The organism is Xanthomonas sp. Leaf148 (genome assembly GCF_001423585.1).
Taxonomy (GTDB): domain Bacteria; phylum Pseudomonadota; class Gammaproteobacteria; order Xanthomonadales; family Xanthomonadaceae; genus Xanthomonas.
The window spans coordinates 429,163-453,452 of sequence record NZ_LMOP01000008.1 but is presented as its reverse complement, the minus strand read 5'-3'; the positions used below and the strand labels follow the sequence as shown (position 1 = coordinate 453,452).

Sequence of the window (24,290 nt, the reverse complement as noted above, 5' to 3'; positions counted from 1 at the left end):
GCCATACGCGTGTCAGCGCAGATCGTAGAAGCCGATGGTGCGCACTTCGCGGCAGCCGCTCAGATCGCAAGAACCCACGTAGCCGGGACCGATGTACCGCTGGCGCGCATCGCGATTGTGCGGGCTGCTGTAAGGGTCCGGCCCATACAGGCCGTTGCCGTAGTAGATCTGCCCATACGGACGGTTGCGCGATGCGCCAAACCGTAGTTCGCGGCCATAGCCATAGCCGTAACCGCTATAGCCACCGCCGTAGCGGACGTCGGAATATCGATCGGCCGAAAACGCAGAACTGCGGTCACTTGCAGTCGGGCGGGACTGCAATTTCGCGATGCTCTCACCGTGCGCATCCACATAGCCTTGTTCGCTGTCGAAGCGGACGGTGCGGAAATACACGATCTCCCCACCCACCTTGCGCGTGCGAAGACGCACATAGTCGCCCGCATCTTCGTAGTACGGCTGCCCGTCGCGAAAGATCACCTCGCTGGGGTTGATGATTTCTTCTTCGAGCTCGGCAGCCGCAAGCGGCGTGGTGCCGGCGAGCAGCCCCAGCGCAACGGCCAGCACTGCACGATGGGTGACGGACAACATGTTCATGGGCAATCCCTCCAAAGTCGGCCATGCACGCCTGCTGGCCGGAACGTCCTGTTGACGGGCACTGCAATGTGCCCGCATGTCGATTCATCGCATCTGCAAACCGGCGCCTGCGTAGCAACCACCCTGGCTTGTCCAGCAAACGTGGAAAATCCAGCCAGTACCACGGCAGTGCAACCACTGAAGGCACGTCGGCACGGAGCACGTATCCCAAGCGGTCGCGACCGCTCCTTCTAACCGCAGACGCGTGCCGCGGCGCTTAGCTTAGCGCGTGCCGCCCAGCCAGCGCATCCAGCGCATGCACGGCGGCCGGCCAGCCTGCGGCATCGGGCACTTCGCGCATGCGCGGCTCGTCGGCAGCGACGCTGTGCTCTTGCTCATGCGCCCAGGTCACCGCGTAGGGGGTGTAGATGCCCCAGCCGCCGATCGCCAGTACCGGCTCCACATCGGAGCGCAACGAGTTGCCGATCATCACGAAGCGCTGCGCCGGCAGGTCGAATTCGCCGAGCACGCGCGCGTAGGTCTGGGGGTCCTTTTCGGACACCACTTCGACTCGCGGGAACAGATCGGTCAGGCCGGACTGCGCGATCTTCTGCTCCTGATGGAACAGGTCGCCCTTGGTGATCAACACCACCGCATAGTCCGCGGCGATGGCGCTGACCGCCTCGCGCACCCCGGCGATCACATCTACCGGGTGCTGCAGCGTGGCGCGTCCGATCTCGACGATGCGCTGAATGTCGCGCGCGTCGATGCGGGCGTCGGTCAGTTCGATGGCGGTTTCGATCATCGACAGCGTCATGCCCTTGGCGCCGTAGCCGAACACCTTCAGGTTGCGCCGCTCCACCGCCAGCAGGTGCTGCTGCATGCCACTGTCGCCCAGGTCGAGATAGCCGGCCAGGATCGCTTCGAAATCCGCTTCGGCGCTGCGGTAATAGTCCTCGCTTTTCCAGAGGGTATCGTCGCCATCGAAGCCGACCAGTTGAATCGCCTGGCCGTCGCGCTGTGCAAAAGAAGTCATCGCGCAAGTCTAGCAGCGCACCAGCACGCTGCTGCGGTCAGTCGCCCGCGGCGTCGCCCGGTCCGGGTTGATAGCTGGCAAATTCATCGCGCGACAGGCGTCCGTCGCCGTTGCTGTCGAAATCGCCGAACTTCTCGCGCAGGATCGGGTCGGCAGCGGCCTCTGTCGGCGTCAGCGAGCCGTCGGCATCGCGATCCAGGCTGCGGAAGCTGCGCGGCGCCAGCGTCCCGGCAGGCGACGCCACCGAGGACTCGGCACCGCTCCGGGCGCGGGGCGGACCAGAGGGATCTGTGGGTAACAGCGGAGTCGTTGCAGGAGGCGGCGGCTCGATCGGCAAGGGCGACATGGCCGGAGCATTGCTGCCAGGCGGCACAAGCGGTTGCTGCGCGGTGGCCGGCGGCAACTCCGGCGGCGCGGCGAACGCGAGCAGCGGACTGCACAGGCCGGCCAGTAAGGTAACGCGCAGCTGCAGCATAGGAAGAAGGCCAGAGTTGGACCGTGTCACCGTAGCGGGGATGACGTAAAGAAAACGGGAGCGACCCTGGCAGGCCGCTCCCGTGTGTCCATCCTGTTCGATGGCGCGCCTGCTCTACGGCACGCGGCTCATTCGCTATTTCTCATTTAGACGCCACTCCTCTTCGATCGGTGCAAATCCAAGGGGTGTATCGCGGCAGTGCCGATCAGTTTCCCTGCGAGCCGGCTGCGCCACCACCCTGCTGCTTGGCGACGAATGCCTTGTACTCATCCGGGGTCAGCTTGCCGTCGGTGTTGCCATCGGCCTGGTCGAAGATCTGTGCGAGCCCTGCGTTGACCTGCGCTTCCTGCTTGCTGATCGCGCCGTCGCTGTCGGTATCCACGCTGGCCCAGGTCTGCCCACCACCGCCGGAATTCGAACTACCGGTCGGAGCCCCGGTTGCCGAACTTCCCGACTGCGCTGCGGCATCCTGAGAGGTGCTTTGCGCCATGGCCGGCAGCGCCAGAGCGGCAGCAAGAGCGGCAGTGGCGGCGAGCAGCGAGATGCGGTTGCGATTCTTCATTTGGGTGGTCTCCTTGGCTTGGGAATGCACGGTGTCGCCGCACATGGCACCACACTACCCATCGCAAATGAACGCTCAACCTGCGCTAATTTCCCGCAAAACATCCTTTTAACCACAGCGCCGAGCGTTGTGCGTAGCCGCCTGTTAGCGGCTGGTGAGTCAAACAGAAGCAGCGCATTCAACGTGGAAATTTTTGCGAACTGCGCCGCATTTTTTCGATACGCCTCAGGCGTTCGGGGTGTCGTCGTCCCAGCTTCCAGAACTGAACAGTTTCCAACCCACGACAACGCCGGCGATTGCACCGGCCACTTCGAGGACGACGCGCGAGCCCAGTTCGTTGGGGTCGTGAATCTTTGCCAGTGCAAGCCGCGCATACAACGGCGACTCCAGCCGGACGATGCTGGTGTAGACGAGATTCCAGATGTCGTAGCCGGCACCGATGGCCACGGCAAGCAGGCAGGCGATTCCCAGCGTGTGGCCGTGGGTGAATTGCAGGCGTCGGCCGATGTACTCGACCGCGGCGAACAACAGCACCCCAAGCACCAGCGCGATCAGGCCGGCCTCCAGCGAACCAAGCAGGCCGAAGTGCAGGGGCAGGTTCATCGTGACGATCCAGGCAGCAGGCGCGCCAGTCTAGCGGCTAAGGGCAAGAGATCCGGGTGCAAGCCGAATTGGTGGACGAGCGCGCGAACGAGGCAGCGGCGACTGCGTGCCAGGCGCCTGCATGAAAGAGAGTACGGCAGGTCACCCGATCTGCTGCCTCTGAGAGCAAAGGTCCGGTCGGCAAGGCCGCTTCAGTCGTCCTGACCACGCGCGGTCACCTGCGCCTCGCCATCCTCGTCCCATTGCACGTTGACCGAAATCGGCTTGCAGCACACCTGGCAATCTTCGATGTACTGCTGATCGCCACCGCTAAGATCCAGCGTCAGCGTAATCCACTCCCCGCAATACGGGCAGGCAATATCCAAAAAGCGTTCCGGGTCGGACATGACGATTCCTCAAGCAGCAGGCGCAGCGTGACGGTTGGCCGGCCAAGCGGCAAACACCGCGCCAAAGACCGCAGTGTACGAGTGATGGACCGACTGCACGCGTAGAACCAGACCGGCAGCCGTTGCGGCTGAGCGTGGGCGCGCTCAGTCCACCGGTACATCGTAAGCGGTATCAGGCGTGGGCTCGGGACGGAAAGTGAAATGCCACCATTCCATCGGATAGTTGGCAAATCCCTCGGCGGCCATCGCACGCAACAGGCGCTGGCGATGCGCACGCTGCGCGCTGCTGATCTCGGGTGCATCGGTATGCGCACGCGGATCGAAGAAATCGAAGTCGGTGCCCATCTCCACCGCATCACACGCACCGCGCCGGCAGTCGAGCAGGCCCAGGTCCAGGGTCGCGCCGCGGCTATGTCCAGAGGTCTCGGCGATGTAGTCGCCCAACAGCGCCCGCTTGTCCACACGTGGGTAGTACTGCGGCTTGGTCGATTGATCCTGCAGATCCGCCGCCCATGCCACGAATGCATGCACCGCACGCACAGGCCGATAACAGTCGAACACCTGCAAGCGATATCCCGCTGCCTTGAGCGTACGCGCCACCTTGGCCAACGCCTCGGCTGCCGGGCGTAACAGATAACACCGCGGCGCGAGATACCCAGGCACCACGCGTCCGGTGAAGTTGTCGCTTCCCGCATAGCGCATGTCGACGGCGATCTCCGGCGCAAGCGTGCGCACATCGATCAGGCCAACTTCTGCAGCAGTGGTCGCCGGCGAAATGACCGGCGCTGCGGTGGCAGCGAAGCATGTGCTTACCAACGACCCTGTAAGTAACAGCCACGGCAGTGCAGGCTTTTGGCAGCCCGAAGGCACCGTTGGAATGTGGACTGGAGGGGTGTACGCCATTTGCGAAGCATAGGCGATCGATGCATCAACAAACGCCTGAGCAATCTATTCCTTGAGAAGGACAGATACTGACAGAAGGCACTTGAGAGCCTAGCGTCGCGCAGCGGGATGGTCGTGAAAGACACGAAGGTGCTCGAGCAGTGCTCACTGATCCAGCGGCGGGGTGTACTGCTGTTTGGACGCGTCGAAGGTGTAGGTCACCGTATCGGCGGCGTCCAGGACACGGACCTTGCCTGGACCGGAGACGGCAGTGCCTGTCATGAGAACGCGCAGCGTCGGCATGGAACCAGTCTTGTTCGGCTCAAGGCTCAGCGTACCGCTGCTGGAGGCGCATTTCATCGTCCCGCCGTCGTCGCACGCTGCACTGTTGTCTTCACCGGTCGCAACGGTACCCAAGTAAACCCAGCCCTTGTAATCGCCGAGGTCGTTCTTGTTCGGGTCGAAGCTGAAAATAGCGAAGCCCGGGATGCTGACGCCGGTTGCGAACCGTGTGGTCGGCACCGCCAGAAGCAGGTGGCCGTCCTTGGTTTCGGTGCTTTGCGATTTGCGCTTCTCATCGAGCGGATCGGCCTTCTCGTTCGCGCCGAAATCGCCGGCCCACTGCTGGGCGTGGAACAGCGTCCAGGTCGGCTTGCCGTCCACTGCGTCCAGCACATACGTCGCTTGGCTAATGCTGACCCCAACGCCGGGATCTGGGCCGTCGCTTTCCTCTGCCTTGCCATACTTTCCGGGCCCGGCATTGGCGAAGCCGGTGTAGTAGTGCTTGCCGCCCAAGTCGAAGCGATAGCCATACCAGAAAGTGGCCAGAGCACCGTTGTCGACGGTGTAGGACGCTGAGCCGTCGCCCTTCATTCCATAAACGTCGTTCAGCACTTGCCCAGCGGCCGGCACCTCGGCGGTAACTTGCTGGGGCTGCGCTGCGGGAGACGTCGTCGGTGTTGCGGCTGCCGTCTCGGTAGGCGCAGGCGGCGCGCCGGCCTGAGCCGTGTCGCTGGCCTTGTCCGAACAACCGCCAAGGACCAGCATCGTTGCCGCACACAGTGCTGTCTTCCTGAGACTCATCACGCGACATCCTTTCAATCATTGGCAGGGGAAAACCCTATCAAGAATGCGCTGCAGATCCAGTGGATTTACAAAACCGCCTCAATCACGAAAGGCACCTAACTCCTTCCACACCTAACGCGGCCCGCTCTGCCGCCAATGGAGCCCGCCTTCCCACGCGCTGATGCACCGCGTCACTTGGCTTCGAGCTCGCCCGGAGTCAGTGGCACAGCGGGAGAAGTGGTGAGTCGTGTCAACGCATGCAGGATCCGCAAATCCTCGGCATCCAGCGTACTGGCGCTGTTGCCGCGATAGTGGTGATGGAAGGCCTGCAGCGTGGCGGCGGGGTCGTCGAGGCTATAGCCAAGCAACGCAAGCGCCTGCCAGGGATCGAAGCCTGCCGGTGCTGACGGAGCGTCCGGCGCGGGCCAGCGGCCGTAGCCGGCATCGGCCAGGCGTTTCCAGGGAAACAGCGGGCCCGGGTCGTTCTTGCGTGTAGGAGCGACGTCTTCATGACCGACGATATGGGTGCGCGGGATCCGCAGACGCGTGCACAGGTCTTGCAGCAACACCAGCAGGCTGTCGATCTGCGCTGGCGCGAACGCTTCGCTGCCGTCGTTGTCCAGTTCAATGCCGATCGAAGCCGAATTGATGTCGGTGATGGTGCCCCAGCGACCGGAGCCGCCATGCCAGGCGCGCTGCGCGTCGCTGACCAACTGGTAGCGCTGCCCATCCTCGCCGATCAGGTAATGCGCACTGACGCGGCCGCCGCTGTTGCGCCCACGCAGCGTGCTCAGGCTCTGCTGCACCGAGTGCTGGTCGGTGAAGTGCAGCACGATCAGAATCGGCCGCCGGGTGTCGTAATTGGGCGACGGCACCCACTGCGCAAGCGGGTTGCGTTGCGGTGCATGCGCGCAAGCACCTAGCGACAACGCAGCCAGGCAAACCAGTGCCCGCAGCCAGGCCGATGAACACGATTGGGAAATAGGCGACATCGGGTTTCTCTTGACGGGCATTCAGGGCGGCTGACACCAGCTGGCAATCAGTCGCCAGATGGACACAGATGCGGACAACTGCAGTGTACGAGAGGCGATGCCGATTCCGCGTCGTGGCCGCGTCCGCTGACAGCCACTGCAGTTATGTATGACTGGTCGCAAACCTTCGCCCGCGACCGGTGCGGCATGCAGCTTCCGGCGACGGTATGGTCTGCCGAGTGCCGCAGGTGCGGGTGGCAAGACAACGCGTCAGCGTTGGCGCGGCGGCAAGGCGCGCGGCAACGACCACTCGACCGAGGCGTCTCCCATGGCAGCGGCACGTCATCACACACCAGGCAATCACGCGCCTTTGCAAAGCGATCACCGCTGGCAGTCTCCGCACCGCGAGGCGTCCCGCGTACACTCCCGATCAGTCTCGCAGTTGCAGCAAATGGAAGCCGGCACGCTGTTGTTCCCTCCACGCTGCACTGCACGCCACATGCATTCATCGAGAGTTTTTCATGCCGCCACTGTTGCGCCGCCTGCTGACGTTGCTGCTGATCGCACTCGCGCTGCCGTGCGGAGGCGCACCCGCGAGCATGCCCGCTTCGCAAGCGGCACCCTTCGCCGTCAGCGACACGCAACTGACGCCGGACTACTGGATCCAGCGCAGCAGCAAAGCGCAGGCGCTGCACTTGAACGCCGCACAGATCGCAACCTTCAATGCCCGCCTGTTGCGCGACGATGCGTCCATGCACGATCTGTCGCAGCTGCCCGAGGTCATGCCCGGCGCTGCAGTGCGAGCGCGGATCGAGGCGCTGTCGGCGCCACCAACCCGTGCGTTGTACGGTATGGATGGACAGCGTATCGACGCAGCGCGCCTGTCGGAGCTGCGCCACACGCTGGCATTGGACGCAATTCCTGAAAACGTGGCGCCGCACTTCGCACTGGTCGTCCAGCGCGCGGCACTGCGCACCTTCCCCACCTCCCAGCGCGTGTTCATCAGTCCCGACGATCTTGATATCGACCGCTTTCAGGAGTCCGCGCTGTATCCAGGCACGCCGGTGGCCGTGCTGCATACCAGTGCCGATGGCGCGTGGCGGTTTGTGCTTGCGGCCAACTACGCGGCGTGGATCGCTGCCGACAAGATCGCCGAAGGCAGTCGCGAGCAGGTGCTGCAGTACGCACACCGCAGCCCACGCATACTCGTCACCGGTGCACGCGTGCAAACCGCGTACACCCCCGAACTGCCTGCCCTCTCGGCACTGTCGCTGGACATGGGCACCAGCCTGCCCCTGCATGCCGATTGGCCACCGCAACAGCCGGTCAACGGACAACTGCCGCTGGCGGCCCACGTGGTGCAACTCCCAGTGCGCGATGCCGATGGTGGCTTGCAACTGCTGCCTGCCCTGATCCCGCGTGGCGTCGATGTGCACATTGGCCCCTTGCCCGCGACCAATGCCGCATTGCTGCGCCAGGCGTTCAAGTTTCTCGGCGAACGCTACGGCTGGGGCAACGATTACGACGCCCGCGATTGCAGTGGGTTTGTGCTGGATATCTATCGCAGTCTGGGGATTGCGCTGCCGCGCAATACCGGCGATCAGGCGCGCAGCCCGGCGCTGCGCACTGCTGCGTTCGATGCACGCGCGCCGCGACCGCAGCGTCTGCAGCAGCTGGCGCTGCTGCGCATCGGCGACCTGATCTATATCCCTGGCCACGTGATGTTGGTGATCGGGCATGAGCGCGGCACACTGTGGGTGATTCACGATGTAGCCGGCGCCAACTATCGCGCTGCCGACGGCAGTGTGCAGCGCGCGCGCTTGAACGGCGTGTCGGTGACGCCGCTGTTGCCGTTGCTGGCCACCGATGGCACACCATTCATCGATCACATCACTCGCATCCAGCGCATCGCGCCGATCGGCTCCCCATGAAGATCACCGGCTTCCGCCTCGGCATGCTGCGCGTGCCATTGAAAACACCGTTCAAGACTGCGGTACGCACCGTGCAGGCGATCGAAGACGTGGTGGTGCTGCTGCAAACCGATAGCGGACATATCGGCTATGGCGCCGCGCCGCCCACCGCGCCGATCACCGGCGACACGCACGGCAGCATCATTGCCGCGATCCAGCAGTGCATCGCACCGCGTGTGATCGGCCAGGATGTAGCCGATCTCAATCGGCTGTGCGGTCTGGTGCAGCATGCGCTGGAACGCAATACCAGCGCCAAAGCCGCGGTGGAAATCGCGCTCTACGATCTATGGGCGCAGTCCTTCGGTGCGCCGCTCTATCAGTTGCTCGGTGGCGGCACGCCGCGCATCACCACCGACATCACCATTAGCGCCGATCGCATCGACATCATGGTCGCGCAGGCGCAGGCGGCATTGGCGCGCGGCTATCGATCGCTGAAGATCAAAGTGGGTAAGGACAGCGCATCGGATGTCGAACGCGTCAAGGCGATCCACGCAGCCGTCGATGGGCGCGCATCGCTGCGCCTGGATGCCAACCAGGGCTGGACACCCAAACAGGCGGTGCGCAGCATGCGCGTGCTGGAAGATGCCGGCATCGTGCTGGAATTGCTCGAACAACCGGTCAAGGCCGCCGATATCGATGGCCTGGCCTTCGTCACCGCGCGTATCGACACCCCGGTGATGGCCGACGAAAGCGTGTTCTCACCATCGCAGGTGATCGACCTTCTCCAGCGTCGCGCGGCCGACATCGTCAACATCAAACTGATGAAGACCGGCGGCCTGTCCAATGCCATCCGCATCGCCGATATCGCTGCGCTGTACGGCGTGCCGTGCATGATCGGGTGCATGATCGAATCCAGCATCAGCGTTGCGGCAGCCGTGCATCTGGCGGTAGCAAAGGCCGACAGCATCACCCTGGCCGATCTGGATGCGCCGGCGCTGGGGCAGTTCGACCCCACCGAGGGCGGCGTGCAGTTCGATGAGGCGCAGATCCATATCGACGATTCGCCGGGTCTGGGTATCCGCCGTATCCGCGGGTTGGAGCTGTTGCCCGATTGACCTGGCCGTTGCAAGCGACATGTCGGGCGGCAAGCAACCGAGCAATCGATTAGGAACATGCGCATTTCCCAACCAGCCGCTTGCGCGATCCATGCCGTAGAAAAACGACGCACGCAGCGATCGTGATTCCAGCGCAGCACTGCAAAGACACACATGCAGTCGACATCGCCATGCGCCACACACGCGCATTGCTGGGTACAGTAGGCCTGCCCCACCCGACACCATCGGTTACGGTAGGCGTGCCGTCATCCACACAGATGCATCGCCACTCTCACCAGTTCGTCCCCTGCCGTCCGGAGCCCGCATGCGCCTTGCCATCCTGTTGCGATCCACCCTGCTCCTGGCGCTGGCACTGTGCAGCAATGGCGCCGCCGCAGGCGAACCGATCGAGGCGCTGCAGCAGGCACGCGCGCTGATCGTGGTAACCACGCCGGACTGGAACAGCACGCAGGCGCGGCTGCAGACCTTTACGCGTGTCGATGGCCAATGGACGCCAGCCGCGCCAGGCTTCGCGGTCGCACTCGGCCGGCATGGCAGCGCCTGGGGCGAAGGTCTGCACCCGGCGCAATCGCAAGGCCCACAGAAGCGCGAAGGCGATGGCCGCAGCCCGGCCGGGGTCTTTGCCATCGGCCCGGCATTTGGCTATTCCGCCAGCATCGACAGCGCCATGCCGTATCAGGCCATGAGCGCCACGCATTACTGCATGGATGTGCCCAGCTCGCCGCTTTACAACCGCATCGTCGATGCCGCGCTGGTCGGTGAAGCGGCGGTGGCCGGTTCCACCGAGCCGATGCGCCTGGACCTGCGCCATCCCGGCGATGCGCGGTATCGCGAAGGTTTCGTCATCGCGCATAACCCCAACAATATTGCCGGGCGCGGCAGCTGTATCTTTGCGCATCTGTGGCGCACTCCGGGACAGTTCACCGCCGGCTGCACGGCGATGCAGCCTGCCGACATGCAGCATCTGCTGGCGTGGTTGAAACCCGCGGACAAGCCGCTCTTCGTGTTGCTGCCGCGCGCCGATTACGCACGCCTGCAAGCGCAGTGGCAGTTGCCCGATCTGGTCGAGGCCGCACCATGAGCACGCCCGCGCCCCCGTCCGATAGCACCGGCCTGGTGCGTGTGGTCAGCCGCTGGCAGATCGTCGGTTTATCGATCAACGATGTCATCGGCAGCGGCATCTATCTATTGCCCGCGGCCACCGCGGCGCTACTGGGGCCGATGAGCCTGTGGGCGGTGATGCTGGCCGGGCTGGCGGTGGCCTTGCTGGTGCTGTGTTACGCGCAGGCGGCAAGCTATTTCGATACGCCCGGCGGCAGTTACCTCTACACGCGCGAGGCGTTTGGCCCCTTTGTCGGGTTTCAGATCGGCTGGATGATCTGGCTCACCCGTATCAGTTCGGCGGCGGCGTTGAGCAACGGGCTGGCCGATGCGGTGGCGCGGTTCTGGCCCACCGCTTCCACCGATGCATGGGCGCGCACCTTGGTCGTGGTCGGCTCGCTCGGTGTGCTGACCGCGATCAACGTCATCGGCGTCAAGTCGGCTGCGCGCACCGGCATCGTCCTGGTGATCGGCAAACTGGTGCCGTTGCTGTTGTTCGTGGCAATCGGGCTGTTCTATGTGGACTGGTCGTGGGCGTTTGCCGGCAAATCTCCTGACCTGCGCGACCTGGGCAATCTCGGCGAGGCCGCCCTGCTACTGCTGTTTGCGTATGCGGGTTTCGAAAACATTCCTGCAGCGGCCGGCGAATACCGCAACCCGCGCCGCGACGTGCCATTTGCGCTCATCACCATGATCGTCACGGTGACCGTGATCTACGCCGCCGTACAGGTTGTCGCGCAAGGGACGCTGCCCAATCTGGCGGCCTCGCCCACCCCGTTGGCGGATGCGGCCAGCGGCTTCGGCGGCGAGGCGCTGGCGCTGATTCTAACCGTGGGCGCCACCATCTCCATCCTGGGCACGACCAGCAACACAGTGATGCTCGGTCCGCGCTTTCTGTTCGCGCTCGCGCAGGACGGCTACGGACCGGCGTTTCTGGCGCGCGTGCATCCGCGCTTTCATACTCCCGCAGCCGCGGTGCTCACCCAGGGCGTGTTGTCGCTGGCGCTCGCGTTGTCGGGCTCGTTCACCCAGCTGGCACTGCTGTCGATGGTCACGCGCTTGTTTGCCTACATCGGCACGGCGGCGGCGGTGATCGTGCTGGCGCGCCGCTATCGGCAGCGCACCGACACGCTACGATTGCCGGGAGGTCCACTCATTCCCGTCGCTGCGTTGTTACTATCGCTCGGCTTGCTGGCCAGCGCCAGCTGGCAAAATCTGGCAGCTGCGGGCGTGGCATTGCTGGTGGGCTGGGCGTTTTACCTGTTTCCGCGCAAGACGGTGTAGCAGCTTCGCAACACGCTCGCGCCGCGCTCACGCAGGTCTAACCGGGCACGCCCAACGCTGCACTCTCACTTGCATGGGAGCTTGCGATGAAACTGCGTCGCGTCTACAGCACACCCGATCTTGAAAGCGCGCAACGCGTACTGCAGTCCGCACGCAGCGCCGGCATCGACAATGAGGCGTTGTCGCTGATCGCCCGCTCGGATATCGAACTGCACGACGTACCGGACGAGCGCAAGGACGCCAAGACCGATTTTGTGCCGGCCGCAGCACGCGGCGCGGCCACCGGTGGCGCGGCCGGGTTGGTGGCAGGCCTGGTGGCAGTCGCTGTGCCGCCAATCGGCCTGACCCTGGCCGGCGTTGGCGTCATGGCACTGGCCGGCGCGCTGGTGGGCAGTTGGTCGTCGGCCCTGATCGGCGCCACCGTGCCCGACCCGGTGCGCCGTCAGTTCGAGGACGAAATCGAAGCCGGACGCATCTTGGTCGTCATCGATGCCGACGAACAGGCGCTGCAGGCCGCGGAGCCGTCAATCGTCGCTGCCGGCGCCAAACCGCTGCCGTATGAGGCAGCGTCGGCAGCGGTATGAAAGGCATCGCACGCGGATAAACGCAGCTCGCCTGTTTAGAGCGATGCATGAGCGCAGCTGCAACGTCGCCTTGACCCAACCATCACCCCGCGTGCCGCGCTGTTAACACCCCGCTGCCTAAGTTGGTTCGCACATTCGCAATGACGGAGACGAGCATGAACGTGCCGTATCAGATTCCAGGCCGCGCGCCGGACGAAGACCGCAGCCAGAACGTATCCAGCTATTGGCGTGAACGTTTTACCGAAGAGCCGTATTACACCGAAGGCGACCGTTACGAAGATTACGAAAGCGCTTATCTGGTCGGGCATGAAGCACGGATCCGCGAGAATGCGCGCGCCTACGATCAGGTCGAAGCCGAACTGCATCGCGATTGGGAAGCCAAGCGCGGCACCGATGGTTTGAGCTGGAGCAAGGCCCGACACGCCGTCAAGCGCGCGTGGGAAAACGCAGCGGATTTCGTCTCGGGCGACAGCAAGCCAAAGCCGTAAACAAACAACGCCACCGTCGAGGTGGCGTTGTTGTATCAAGGAGAGTCGCCCGTCAGTCGAGCGGCGGCGGTGCGACACGCGAGGTGTGCTGGGTTGCGTCTGCATCCATCGCATCGCGCGTATTTTTCTGCACGGCGACTGCGCCAAACAGGCTCAACGCATACGCCATTGCATAAAAGCCTTTTTCGCTCAGCAGCAACGTTGCGTTGATCAGGCCGATCGCCAGCAGCACCAGGGCGATGATCAGCGAGAACCAGCAGATGGCATAGTAAAGACCCGTCACCGGAATCCCGTCCGCGCGGTCACGCACGCTTTTTTGCAATGACACCGAGGCGAACAGACCAAACAACAGCAGCGTGAAGTAGTAGCCCTTCTCGTTGAGCAACATCTGCGCGTTCCATAAGCCGATCAGATACGCAGCGCTGCCTGCCAACAAGGCAGCCCACGACGCAGCGATAAAGGCGGGCGAGGTTTTTTGCGTGGCCATGGAAACTCCTTTTCATGGTGAAACTGCAGGATGAAACAACGATGTGAGACGCGGCCGACCTGCGGAGAGTGATCTGCGACAGGGCGGCCCCGCTAGCGTCGTGTAAGGTACTTGAAAACCCGACGCGGAACACGTTGTGGGAGGGCTGCAGCGTGACCGTGCCTATCCCCTGGAGGACCTCATGTCTATCCGTCGTCTGCTTGCTCTGGCCTGTTCGGCCACCCTGTTCGCCACCGGCGCCGCACTGGCCGCACCTGCGGCCGCCCCGGCCGCCTCCATTCCCAAGGCGCAATGGCCATTCCAGGCCACCACCGTAGCCGACTTCGACGAACCCTGGGCGATGACCTTCCTGCCCGATGGCACGCTGTTGGTCAGCGAAAAGCGCGGCGCTTTGATGCGTCTGGACCCCAAGACCAATCGCAAGAGCGCCGTGACCGGTGTGCCAGCGGTCGCTTACGGCGGCCAGGGCGGGTTTGGCGATGTTCTGGCCCATCCGCGCTTCGCCAAGAATGGCTTGGTCTATGTGAGCTACGCCGAACCGGGCCAGGGCGACATCCGCGGCGCGGCAGTCGCGCGCGCCAAGCTCACACTGGATGCTACCGGTGGCGGCACCTTGTCCGACCTCAAGGTGATCTGGCGTCAGAGTCCCAAGGTGTCCGGTAATGGCCACTTCGGCCACCGGCTCGCGTTCGGCCCCGATGGCAAGCTGTGGATCACCTCCAGCGAGCGCCAGAAGTTCGATCCGGCGCAGGACATGAAAGCCAATCTCGGCAAATTGATCCGCCTTAACGACGACGGCAGCGTACCGGCCGACAACCCGTTCGCCGCGCAGGGTGGCGTGGCTGCACAGGTGTGGTCGCTGGGGCATCGCAACATCCTGGGCATCGCATTCGACGGCAGGGGCCGGTTGTGGGAACACGAGATGGGCCCGGCCGGCGGCGATGAGCTCAATCTGATCCAGCGCGGCGCCAACTATGGCTACCCGATCGTCTCCAATGGCGACCACTACGACGGCAGGCCGATTCCCGACCACAACACGCGCCCGGAATTTGCCGCGCCCAAGATCAGCTGGACGCCAGTGATCTCGCCGGCAGGTTTTGTGATCTACAACGGCGCGCAGTTCCCGGCGTGGCGCGGCCAGGGCTTTATCGGCGGCCTGTCGTCGATGGCGCTGGTGCAGGTCTCGCTGGGCGATCAGCCACGCGAAGTGGCCCGCTACGACATGGGCGCACGCATCCGCGAAGTGGAGCAAGGTCCCGACGGTGCGCTGTGGTTACTGGAAGACGAAGCCAGTGGCAGCACCGGGCGTCTGCTCAAGCTCACCCCCAAGAGTAAGGCTGCGGTCGAAAACGACGCGTAAGCGGCGTGAGATAGGTCAATACCGGCACTGCCTGCGCATCGATGCGCGCAGGCAGTGCACCGCGACATCTCGGCGCGCGTTCTGCAGTGCTCAACAGTCACATCAATGGCGGCAATTCTGTCTCGCCGGCGCGCGGCATGCGCCACGAACGCAATCTGTCACTACCCGCGTAAGCCTGTGCGCTATCGCGCTGGGACGCGCTCGTCTCCGCAGCGACGGTGGCCTCAACGCGTGATGCATGGGTGCGTCGATCTCAACACGCACCTGCGGTGCGACAGCAGGCCAGGCCAGGCCACGCTCCCCCTGCCCCATCACGCGCTACCTGCCGCTAACAGCACAAGCGGCAGTCAGTGGCGTTGGTCACGTCTTGCACGCGCTCTCATTGCAGCAGACCGCTTATCGACGCGACGGCACACCACCGCCTTGACCAGCGCGCTCAGGCGCCAAGCAACTCGAACGTCACCGCTTCGCCACTCTTGGCCGACGCGCACACCCACACATCGAACACGCCGGGCTCGGCACCGAACACGCCCTTGGGATTGGTAAACGCCAGCGCCTCGCGCGTCAGCGTGAACACCACATCCTTGTGTTGGCCGGGTTGCAACAACACCTTGCGGAACCCCTTGAGCTCGCGCACCGGGCGCACCCGGCTTGCCACGCGATCGTGCACATACAACTGCACCACTTCTTCGCCGGCCACGGTTCCGGTATTGGTCACGCGCGTGGTGACGGTCAGCGTGTCGTCCCACCCAAGTTGCGCGGCGCTCAACTGCGGCTGCGCATAGGCAAACGTGGTGTAGCTCAGGCCATGCCCAAACGGATACAGCGGTTCGTTGGGCATTTCGCGCCAACGCGCCTTGTATTCGGACAAGGTCGGCAGCTCGGGACGGCCGGTACGCAGATGATTGTAGAAATACGGCTGCTGTCCGGTGACCTGCGGAAAGCTGATCGGCAGACGCGCGGACGGGTTGTAGTCGCCGAACAACACATCGGCCACACCGGTGCCGGTCTGGGTGCCCAGATACCAGGTCACCGCAATCGCCTCGGCGTCGCGTACCGCGCCATGCAGCGCCAACGCGCGGCCGTTGCGCAACAACACCACGATGGGCGTGCCGGTGGCGGCAACCGCTTCGGCCAGCGCCTGCTGCGCCGGCGGCAAGGTGATCTCGGTACGCGACTGCGCCTCGCCACTGAAGCGCTGCGGCTCGCCGAGTGCCAGCACCACCACATCGGCGGCCTGTGCGGCATCGATGGCCGCCGAAATACCGCCCGGCAGCGCCTCTTCCAGGCCACAACCCTGCACAACGCTCAGATCGTCGGTGCCAACCACGGCGCGCACGCCCTGCTCCAGGGTCACGTAACGCGCCTTGTCGCCGAACAATGTCCAACACCCTTCGATGTTCTCGCGGTCCTGCACGAACGGGCCGATCAACGCGATCCGCTGCCCGCTCTTCTTCAGCGGCAGCAGCGCGCCGTCGTTCTTTAGCAACACGATCGAACGCCGCGCCGCATCGCGCGACAACGCATCGTGTGCAGGCAAGTGAGCGTTATCGGCTTCGCGCGCCGGGTCCAGCGAGCGATACGGATTGTCGAACAGGCCAATGGCCTCTTTCAGCTGCAACATGCGACGCACGCTGGCATCCAGCGTGGCCATCGGCACCTCGCCGCTTTCCACCAGCGACGGCAGATGCGCGGCATAGAAACCGCTCTGCATGCTCAGGTCCAACCCGGCCAGAAACGCCTTCTTGGTCGCATCGCGCTCATCGGCGGCGTAGCCGTGCGCGATCAATTCCATGTCTGCGGTGTAGTCGGAAATCACCACGCCCGGAAACTGCCATTCCCCGCGCAGGATCTCGGTCAGCAACTCGTGGTTGGCGCTGGCCGGCACGCCGTTGATGTCGTTGAAGGAGGACATCACCGTCAATGCGCCGGCATCGAAGGCGGCCTTGAACGGCGGCAGATGCACATCGCGCAGCGTCTGCGGCGCGATATCGACGGTGTTGTATTCCATACCCGCCGCCACCGCGCCATAGGCGGCAAAGTGCTTGGGCGTAGCCAGCAGGCAATCGTCGGCGGTGAGGTCGCTGCCCTGAAAACCGCGCACGCGCGCGGCGGCAAATGCGGCACCCAGTAATACGTCTTCGCCGGCGCCTTCCGCGCCACGGCCCCAGCGCTGATCGCGCGCGATGTCCACCGCCGGTGCGTAGGTCCAGTGCAGGCCGGCGGCGGTGGCTTCGATCGCGGTGGCGCGCGCGGTGCGCTCGGCCAACTCGGGCTCGAAGCTGGCCGCTTCGCCCAACGGGATCGGGAACACCGTGCGCATGCCGTGAATCACGTCCGCGGCCAGAATCACCGGAATGCCCAGGCGGCTTTCTTCGACCGCCACCTTCTGGATCTGCACGCCTAGCGCGGCGCCGACGCCATTGAACAGCGAGCCCACCCGGCCCTCGCGGACCTGCTGCAGCACCTCGTCGGCGTTGAGCACATTGGCTTCGGGATTCACGTCCGGTGCGAACGGCCGCACCATGTCGGCGAACACACCCAACTGTCCGACCTTCTCTTCGACGGTCATCCGGGCAATCAGGGTTTCGATGCGATCAGCAGCCATGAGATCCTTGAGAAAACGTTTACATGGCCGGCAATTCTAGCCTGACGCGACCGCGATGATGCAAGTTTCGGGAGCGGATATTCGGACTTGGAGACATCTAGCGCACGCTTTGCGGACGCATTGTCGCTAGGAATCGACGTCATCGCCTGCCCGCAGTCCGCTATGAGTGGTCTGTCATCTTCAGGTTCGGGCGTGCGCGCTCGATGATCACGCCCACCGCCTGCGCGCCACGCACCGCGCCGGGCTTGCTCAGCTTCAGCCGCAGCCAGTGCACGCCAAACTCGTCCAGCACGATCGCCGCGCAGCGCTCGGCCAGCGTTTCGACCAGCCCGAAGTCGGAGGCCTGCACGAATTCGATCAGGCGCTTGCTCACCGCCTTGTAGTTCAAGGTGTCGGCAATGTCGTCGCTGGCCGCCGGAATGCGGTTGTCGAACCCCATCTCCAGATCGAACCGCAAGGTCTGCCGGATCCGCCGCTCCCAGTCGTAGATGCCGATCAGCGCATCGATGTCCAGACCTTCAATAAACACTTTATCCATGGGGAATCGGGGGTCGAGAATGGGGAATGGGGAGGGGCAAGAGCACGGCGCACAGAACGGACAGGGTCGGAGTAAAGCTGTTAACTATTCCCGATTCCCTAGTTCCGATTCCCGCGCCGCCAGCGGCGGCAAGCTCGCCATATCCCAGCGCGGCGTCACATGCACCTCGGCCCCGGCACGCTCGCCGGCCTCCAGGCGTAGCGCGCCGGCGAAGGCGATCATCGCACCGTTATCGGTACACAGGGCCGGCCGCGGGAAGCAGACCCGGCCACCCCGACGCTGCGCGGCTTCGTGCAGCTGCGCGCGCAGGCGCTTGTTCGCGCCCACCCCGCCGGCCACCACCAGCGTAGTGCAGCCGGCCGCATCCAGCGCGCGCAGGCATTTGATCGCCAGCGTCTCCACCACCGCATCTTCGAAGCCACGCGCAATATCCGCCCGCGTGGTGTCGGATTGGTCGCTGGCGCGCCAGGCCAGCAGCACCTGGGTCTTGAGCCCGCTGAAACTGAAATCCAGGCCCGGCCGGTCGGTCATCGGCCGCGCGAACTTATAGCGTCCCGGCGTGCCGGTTTCGGCCAGCGCCGCTAGCTGCGGCCCGCCCGGATACGGCAGGCCCATCATCTTGGCGGTCTTGTCGAAGGCCTCGCCCGCCGCATCGTCCAGGGTCTCGCCCAGGACCTCGTAATGCCCGAGCGCCTTCACCGACACCAGCTGGGTGTGCCCGCCGGAGACCAGCAGCGCCACGAACGGCGGCTGCGGCGGGTCGTCTTCCATCAACGGCGCCAGCAGATGGCCTTCCATGTGATGCACGCCGATCGCCGGCACGTCCAGCGCCCAGGCCAGCGAGCGCGCCACGCCGGCACCTACTAAGAGTGCGCCTACCAGGCCAGGGCCGGCGGTATAGGCCACCCCATCCAGTTCGTCGATGCGCAACCCGGCCTCGTCCAGGGTCTGACGGATCAGCGGCAGCAGCTTGCGCACATGGTCGCGGCTGGCCAGCTCCGGCACCACGCCGCCGTATTCGGCATGCAGCGCGATCTGGCTGTAGACCGCATGGGCGCGCAGCGCCGGCACGCCGGACAAGGCGGTGTCGTAGACCGCCACGCCGGTCTCATCGCACGATGATTCGATCCCAAGGACTTTCACGGCAGCTCGGCAGACAGAACAAGCGTCTATTTTCGCAGCTTTTATGCTGCGCAGATGCGCCGCTGGCGATATGCTGCGCGCCCGCATCCGCAGCGCCGGAGTCGGGCGCAAGCGCACGCTCTGGCGGGCTTCTCGCCACAAATTTCGGCAGGGGCTTGCAGGTCGTTGGCAAGTCGTTATAATGCGCGGCTCGCCGGGGCAACCCGGAAATTCCGTCACGCGAGTCCGCTCGCACCCGCCCGGGGCTCCCGGACGGAAATCCCATTATCTGGAGAACCCATGCCCAGCGTTAAAGTCCGCGAGAACGAGCCCTTCGAATTTGCGCTCCGCCGTTTCAAGCGCACCTGCGAAAAGGCCGGCGTGCTGGCCGAAACCCGCAAGCGCGAGTTCTATGAAAAGCCGACCCAGGAGCGTAAGCGCAAGGCTGCCGCTGCTGTGAAGCGTCAGTTGCGTCGTTCCTCGCGCGACGTCACCAAGCGCCAGCGCTTGTACTGATCGAACGCGGTTCTTGCCGGTGGGTCTGCGCTGTAGGCGCGACTCATCGAAAGAGAACCCAAGAGCCGGCACGCGCAAGCGTCGCCGGCTTTTTGTATTGGTCCGCTGACCGGATCGAAATCCGTCATGGGCGATGCGCCGCCGGCCCCGCGCCGGGCACAGCCATCTCGCCCGCCCCATCTGTTTCGCCGGTGCGCGTTGCCAGCCGCAGCGCGTCGGCACCCCCTCACCACGTAACCAGGAGTCACCACATGCCCCTCAAGCAGCAGCTCACCGATGACATGAAGGCCGCCATGAAGTCCGGCGACAAGCACAGCCTGGGCGTGATCCGGCTGATCAACGCCGCGATCAAGCAGAAGGAAGTGGACGAGCGCATCGAGATGGACGACGCCGCAGTGATCGCCGTGCTCGACAAGATGGTCAAGCAGCGCAAGGACTCGGTCACCCAGTTCGAAGCCGCCGCACGTGAGGACCTGGCGCAGATCGAGCGCGAGGAAATCGTGGTGATCGAACGCTACCTGCCGGCCAAGATGGGCGAAGCCGAAATCGTCGCCGCCATCCAGGCCGCCATCACCGAAACAGGTGCCAGCAGCCCGGCCGACATCGGCAAGCTGATGGGCGCACTCAAGCCAAAGCTGGCCGGTCAGGCCGACATGGGCCTGGTCTCGACCCTGGTCAAGCAGCACCTGGCAGGCTGATCCACGCGTCCGCACTGCCCTGCGCCAACGGCCGGGGCACTGCGGACGGCGTGTGGTGTCGGGCTGTAACGCGTCGGTGATGCGTCATCGGCCGGTTTCACTTTGCAGATGCTGGCCCCAGTTGGGTTGCCGCAGTCCGGGTTGGCTCCCCCGCGTCACCGCCGTTGCAGGCATCGCCCGCCAAACACCGCGTACGTCGCAGCCCCAGCGCTGTCGCCAACGACGCGACCCAGCGGCTGCATCGCATGCTGCGCCCACGCATCGCGCGCAACCCCACTCACGCAGCACCGCCACGCGCGCGCTTTCACCCCTCCTTCGAGCAGGCCCTGCTAGAACGGGTGCGCCAGCGCAGGCGTGGGCAAGGTTCTTCCGCATACCGACCTTGCTCCGACCCACCTGCGCGCACAACGGTATGCGCCAAGGATGTTCCCGCCGGTGACGACGCTTTCAACCGCCTATCTGCACAAGCATGTGAGCCGTCTGCAGCGCAGCGTGCCGATGGCCCTGCTGAACCGCTTTATCGAAATCGACGTCATGACGCAGGCCGCGTCGTTGTCGTTTTACGCACTTTTGTCGCTGGCACCACTGCTGGTGCTGCTGTTGTGGCTGACGGCCTCGTTGTATCCGCCTGCGCAGGAGGCGTTGGTGCAGCAGGTTGCGCAACTGGCGGGCAGCAGCGCGGCCGAAGTCGCGCAGACCATCATCCGCAACGCCACCGCTCAGCCCGGTGTGGGTTCACTGGCGGGCTTGTGGAGCACGCTGCTGCTGTTCATCGGCGCCACTGCGGTGTTTGCGCAGTTGCAGAACGCGCTGAACCTGATTTTCCGTACCGACAAAGAGCGTCTGGACGGCCTGATGGCGTGGCTGAAAAAGCGCGTGTTCTCGTTCGGCGTGATCCTGGCGTTGGGCTTTTTGCTGATCGTGTCGATGATCGCCACCACTGCGTTGCAGGTGGTGTTTGCGCGCCTGCCGTCGGTGCTGCCGGCCGTGGGCTACGTCACCACGCTGGCCCTGTATTCGTTGGCGTTCGCGTTTTTGTATCGCTATCTGCCCGACCGTACGGTCGATTGGCGTCAGGCGTTCTTGGGCGGCATCATCACCGCACTGCTCTTTGCGCTGGGCCGTTATGCCATTGGCGTGTATATCGCCACTGCGGCGCCCGGCAGCGCGTACGGCTCGATGGGCACGCTGGTGATCCTGCTGGTGTGGATGTATTACGCCTCGGTGGTGTTCTTCGTCGGTGCATTGATCACCGCAGTGATCGACGAGCGGGTACGCTCGCATCGCAAGTTGCGCGAAGCAGGCGTGGACCCGGAGCACCCGCCGATCATCGTGCCGCCAGCCGATGCGCAGGCGGTTTCCGTAGCCCCGCATCCGACGTCGTCGCAGCACAGCTGAGCGTTAGCTGATGCGGGCATCGCTAGCGCATACCGACGCCCTCTAAAACAAGGCGGCCGCTGGCCGCTGCGATATCCTAGCGGGATGGCCCGCATCCCCGACGCATTCATCGACGAACTGCTTGCACGCACCGACATCGTCGAAGTGGTGGGCGGCCGCGTGCCGCTCAAGCGTCAGGGCAAGGAGTATTCGGCGCGTTGCCCGTTCCACGACGAGCGCTCGGCCTCGTTCACGGTTTCGCCGACCAAGCAGTTCTATCACTGCTTCGGCTGCGGCGCGCATGGCACGGCGATCAGCTTTTTGATGAATTACGACCGCCTCGAATTTCTCGATGCGGTCGACGAGCTGGCCAAGCGCGCCGGCATGGAAATTCCGCGCGATACCCAGCAGCGCACGCCGCAGCAGCAGGACGACAGCCGCGAGCTGTATTCGGCACTGGAAGCGGCCACCAAGTTCTTCCAGCGTCAGCTCGAAGGCAGCGCGCGCGCGGCCGAGTATCTGGATGGGCGCGGTGTGGACGCCGACAACCGCGCGCGTTTCCAGATCGGCTATGCGCCCGATGGCTACAGCGCATTGAAGGACACCCTGGGCACCGATGCGCGCCGCATGAGCGTGCTCGAACGCGCCGGGCTGTTTTCCAAAAACGACCGCGGCCATGTCTACGACAAATTCCGCGATCGGGTGATGTTTCCGATCTTCGATCGCCGTGGCCGTGTGATCGCCTTCGGCGGTCGCATCATGGGCGCGCCGGCCGATGGCCGCGACCCGGGACCGAAGTACCTCAATTCGCCGGAAACCGCACTGTTCCACAAGGGCCGCGAGCTGTATGGCCTGTGGCAGGTGCGCCAGGCCAACCAGAAGATCGAGCGGCTGATCGTGGTGGAGGGCTACATGGACGTGGTCTCGCTGTTCCAGTTCGGCGTCACCCAGGCGGTGGCCACGTTGGGCACTGCCACCACGCCCGAACATGCCGAACTACTGTTCCGCAATGCGCCGGATGTGTACTTCTGCTTCGATGGCGACAACGCCGGGCGCAAGGCTGGTTGGCGCGCGCTCGAATCGGTGCTGCCGCGCATGAAGGACGGCCGCCAGGCGTTCTTCCTGTTCCTGCCCGATGGCGAAGACCCGGACACCATCGTGCGCAAGGAAGGTGCGCAGGCCTTCGATCAGCGTCTGAAACAAGCCACGCCGCTGTCGCAGTTCTTTTTCGACGAAATGTCGCGCGAGATCAATCTGCACACGCTCGATGGCAAAGCGCGCCTGGCCGAGCGTGCCAAGCCGATGCTGGCGCAGATTCCCGAAGGCGCCTTCGGCGATCTGATGAAGCAGGAACTGGCGCGCATGACCGGCGTCGGTGCGAGCATGTCCGCGCAGCAGTCCTCGTCCAAAGCGCGGCCGCCTGCGCGCATGGCGGCGCCCACGCAGAAACGCAGCCTGGTGCGTGCGTCGATCGCCATCCTGTTGCAACAACCCTCACTGGCGATGAGCCTGGAAGGCGACCACGATTTTTCCGGGTTGCGCCTGCCCGGCATCGAGCTGTTGATGGAGCTGCTGGCGCTGGTGCGGCAACGGCCGGAAATCAGCACCGGCGCGCTGCTGGAACACTTCGCCGACCGCGAGGAACTGGTTGCGCTGCAGAAGCTGGCCGCGCAGGAGCTCCCCGGCGACGAGCACAGCTGGGCGATCGAGTTGCACGACGTCGTCGCCCAACTCGACAAACAGTTACTGCGTCAGCGCGTGGAAGAACTGCAGACCAAACAGCGCGCGCAGGGCCTGGACAACACCGACAAATACGAAATGCGCGAGTTGCTCAAAGCGCTCGCAGCGTTGTGATGCTCCAGTGCCTACGCCATGCGGCCTGGTGCATTGCGCTGCTCAGCGGCGCCGCGTTCGCGCAGACAACACCCACAGGCACCGCTCGCAATCTCGTCAGTTCCGGCCAGCCCACGCAGGCACACCTGCGCGCTGCCGCTGCCCAGGGCGTCACCACCGTGATCGATTTGCGCGCCCCCGAGGAGCCACGCGGTTACGACGAAATCGCAGCCGCCGACGCACTGGGTCTGCGCTATGTCCGCCTGCCGATCCGCAACGCCGATGCACTCACGCCAGAGGCCGCACGCGCCTTGCAGCGGGTGCTCAATCAACAACAGCAGGGCACGGTGTTACTGCATTGCGCCAGCGGCAATCGCGCCGGCGCGCTGCTGGCCCTGCTCGCCGCACGCGAAGGCGCCAGTTCCGAACAGGCGCTGCAGATCGGGCGCGAAGCCGGCATGCAGCCATCGCTGGAAGCGGCGGTACGCAAGCAACTCGGCGTCGAACCGCAGCGCTGAGACCCCGCGGGGACACCGGCGGCAACAACGACTCAGGCTTAGAGCGGCTAACAACACGTAGCGAGCAGTCGTCAGGCGGGTGTGGACGACGCGCTCAGAACCGGAGTGTCCGAGTGGTACATGCCGCACTGAGCACAGGCCGCGCCCGCCTGACGGCTGCGCAGTCGTCGTGTTGACCGCTCTTAGGCAGCGCCCGCA

The 24,290-nt window shown here is 64.5% G+C and carries 25 protein-coding genes and 1 other RNA gene; 12 read left to right on the top strand and 14 right to left on the bottom strand.

The window, feature by feature from the left end:
- Positions 1-12: 12 nt before the first annotated feature.
- From ASF90_RS06665 to ASF90_RS06625, 9 genes are all read right to left on the bottom strand, one after another.
- Positions 13-594, bottom strand: a complete 582-nt coding sequence (locus tag ASF90_RS06665) for a hypothetical protein (protein WP_055847523.1) — start codon at positions 592-594, stop codon at positions 13-15.
- 256 nt (positions 595-850) lie between these two features.
- Entirely contained in the window at positions 851-1,609 is a 759-nt protein-coding gene (locus ASF90_RS06660; RefSeq protein WP_055847521.1) for an HAD family hydrolase, read from the bottom strand.
- 37 nt (positions 1,610-1,646) lie between these two features.
- Positions 1,647-2,051 carry an EF-hand domain-containing protein gene (locus ASF90_RS06655; protein WP_193552637.1) on the bottom strand — a complete coding sequence of 135 codons (405 nt, stop codon included), beginning with the start codon at positions 2,049-2,051 and terminating at the stop codon, positions 1,647-1,649.
- Between the two features lie 238 nt (positions 2,052-2,289).
- A complete protein-coding gene (locus ASF90_RS06650) occupies positions 2,290-2,646 on the bottom strand; it encodes a hypothetical protein (protein ID WP_055850209.1) in 357 nt (118 codons plus the stop codon).
- Positions 2,647-2,871: 225 nt separating this feature from the next.
- The gene (locus ASF90_RS06645; RefSeq protein ID WP_055847514.1) at positions 2,872-3,249 is read right to left on the bottom strand and encodes a hypothetical protein; all 378 of its coding nucleotides are present in this window, start codon (positions 3,247-3,249) and stop codon (positions 2,872-2,874) included.
- 191 nt (positions 3,250-3,440) lie between these two features.
- Entirely contained in the window at positions 3,441-3,635 is a 195-nt protein-coding gene (locus ASF90_RS06640; protein WP_055847510.1) for a CPXCG motif-containing cysteine-rich protein, read from the bottom strand.
- Positions 3,636-3,779: 144 nt separating this feature from the next.
- Positions 3,780-4,451: a M15 family metallopeptidase gene (locus tag ASF90_RS06635; protein WP_193552613.1), complete on the bottom strand. Its 672-nt coding sequence runs from the start codon at positions 4,449-4,451 to the stop codon at positions 3,780-3,782.
- 231 nt (positions 4,452-4,682) lie between these two features.
- Complete coding sequence (locus ASF90_RS06630; protein ID WP_055847507.1) at positions 4,683-5,600, bottom strand: hypothetical protein; 918 nt, start codon at positions 5,598-5,600, stop codon at positions 4,683-4,685.
- A 173-nt stretch (positions 5,601-5,773) separates the two neighbouring features.
- Positions 5,774-6,574, bottom strand: a complete 801-nt coding sequence (locus ASF90_RS06625) for an N-acetylmuramoyl-L-alanine amidase (protein WP_055847505.1) — start codon at positions 6,572-6,574, stop codon at positions 5,774-5,776.
- Between the two features lie 500 nt (positions 6,575-7,074).
- Between ASF90_RS06625 and ASF90_RS06620 the strand changes: the two genes are divergently transcribed.
- From ASF90_RS06620 to ASF90_RS06595, 6 genes are all read left to right on the top strand, one after another.
- A complete protein-coding gene (locus tag ASF90_RS06620) occupies positions 7,075-8,484 on the top strand; it encodes an SH3 domain-containing protein (RefSeq protein ID WP_055847502.1) in 1,410 nt (469 codons plus the stop codon).
- On the top strand, positions 8,481-9,578 hold the full coding sequence (locus ASF90_RS06615) for a dipeptide epimerase (protein WP_055847499.1): 1,098 nt from the start codon (positions 8,481-8,483) through the stop codon (positions 9,576-9,578). The genes ASF90_RS06620 and ASF90_RS06615 overlap by 4 nt, the downstream gene beginning before the upstream one ends.
- 304 nt (positions 9,579-9,882) lie before the next feature.
- The gene (locus ASF90_RS06610) at positions 9,883-10,659 is read left to right on the top strand and encodes a hypothetical protein (protein WP_055847494.1); all 777 of its coding nucleotides are present in this window, start codon (positions 9,883-9,885) and stop codon (positions 10,657-10,659) included.
- The gene (locus tag ASF90_RS06605; RefSeq protein ID WP_055847492.1) at positions 10,656-11,963 is read left to right on the top strand and encodes an APC family permease; all 1,308 of its coding nucleotides are present in this window, start codon (positions 10,656-10,658) and stop codon (positions 11,961-11,963) included. The genes ASF90_RS06610 and ASF90_RS06605 overlap by 4 nt, the downstream gene beginning before the upstream one ends.
- An 86-nt stretch (positions 11,964-12,049) precedes the next feature.
- On the top strand, positions 12,050-12,547 hold the full coding sequence (locus tag ASF90_RS06600; RefSeq protein WP_055847490.1) for a hypothetical protein: 498 nt from the start codon (positions 12,050-12,052) through the stop codon (positions 12,545-12,547).
- 155 nt (positions 12,548-12,702) lie between these two features.
- Positions 12,703-13,035: a hypothetical protein gene (locus ASF90_RS06595; protein ID WP_055847486.1), complete on the top strand. Its 333-nt coding sequence runs from the start codon at positions 12,703-12,705 to the stop codon at positions 13,033-13,035.
- Between the two features lie 52 nt (positions 13,036-13,087).
- Here the strand turns inward: ASF90_RS06595 and yiaA are convergent, their stop codons facing one another.
- Entirely contained in the window at positions 13,088-13,522 is a 435-nt protein-coding gene (gene yiaA / locus ASF90_RS06590; protein ID WP_055847483.1) for an inner membrane protein YiaA, read from the bottom strand.
- 181 nt (positions 13,523-13,703) lie between these two features.
- Here yiaA and ASF90_RS06585 point away from each other — a divergent pair, with 181 nt between their 5' ends.
- On the top strand, positions 13,704-14,882 hold the full coding sequence (locus tag ASF90_RS06585; protein ID WP_055847481.1) for a PQQ-dependent sugar dehydrogenase: 1,179 nt from the start codon (positions 13,704-13,706) through the stop codon (positions 14,880-14,882).
- A gap of 436 nt (positions 14,883-15,318) precedes the next feature.
- Here the strand turns inward: ASF90_RS06585 and ASF90_RS06580 are convergent, their stop codons facing one another.
- The 3 genes from ASF90_RS06580 to tsaD form a co-directional block, all read right to left on the bottom strand.
- Entirely contained in the window at positions 15,319-17,490 is a 2,172-nt protein-coding gene (locus ASF90_RS06580) for a glycoside hydrolase family 3 N-terminal domain-containing protein (RefSeq protein WP_055847479.1), read from the bottom strand.
- 160 nt (positions 17,491-17,650) lie between these two features.
- Complete coding sequence (gene folB / locus ASF90_RS06575) at positions 17,651-18,028, bottom strand: dihydroneopterin aldolase (protein WP_055847477.1); 378 nt, start codon at positions 18,026-18,028, stop codon at positions 17,651-17,653.
- An 84-nt stretch (positions 18,029-18,112) separates the two neighbouring features.
- Entirely contained in the window at positions 18,113-19,171 is a 1,059-nt protein-coding gene (gene tsaD, locus ASF90_RS06570; protein ID WP_055847474.1) for a tRNA (adenosine(37)-N6)-threonylcarbamoyltransferase complex transferase subunit TsaD, read from the bottom strand.
- A 279-nt stretch (positions 19,172-19,450) separates the two neighbouring features.
- Here tsaD and rpsU point away from each other — a divergent pair, with 279 nt between their 5' ends.
- The 5 genes from rpsU (at position 19,451) to ASF90_RS06545 (ending at position 24,092) form a co-directional block, all read left to right on the top strand.
- Positions 19,451-19,666, top strand: a complete 216-nt coding sequence (gene rpsU / locus ASF90_RS06565) for a 30S ribosomal protein S21 (protein ID WP_002808376.1) — start codon at positions 19,451-19,453, stop codon at positions 19,664-19,666.
- Positions 19,667-19,917: 251 nt separating this feature from the next.
- Entirely contained in the window at positions 19,918-20,364 is a 447-nt protein-coding gene (locus ASF90_RS06560) for a GatB/YqeY domain-containing protein (protein ID WP_055847470.1), read from the top strand.
- A 354-nt stretch (positions 20,365-20,718) separates the two neighbouring features.
- Positions 20,719-21,762, top strand: coding sequence for a YihY/virulence factor BrkB family protein (locus ASF90_RS06555; RefSeq protein ID WP_193552614.1), 1,044 nt, complete (start codon positions 20,719-20,721; stop codon positions 21,760-21,762).
- A gap of 84 nt (positions 21,763-21,846) precedes the next feature.
- Positions 21,847-23,595, top strand: a complete 1,749-nt coding sequence (gene dnaG / locus ASF90_RS06550; RefSeq protein WP_055847467.1) for a DNA primase — start codon at positions 21,847-21,849, stop codon at positions 23,593-23,595.
- Positions 23,592-24,092, top strand: a complete 501-nt coding sequence (locus tag ASF90_RS06545) for a sulfur transferase domain-containing protein (protein ID WP_082473441.1) — start codon at positions 23,592-23,594, stop codon at positions 24,090-24,092. The genes dnaG and ASF90_RS06545 overlap by 4 nt, the downstream gene beginning before the upstream one ends.
- Before the next feature lie 45 nt (positions 24,093-24,137).
- Here the strand turns inward: ASF90_RS06545 and ASF90_RS21680 are convergent.
- Positions 24,138-24,214: non-coding RNA, sX9 sRNA (locus tag ASF90_RS21680), on the bottom strand.
- Between the last annotated feature and the right edge of the window lie 76 nt (positions 24,215-24,290).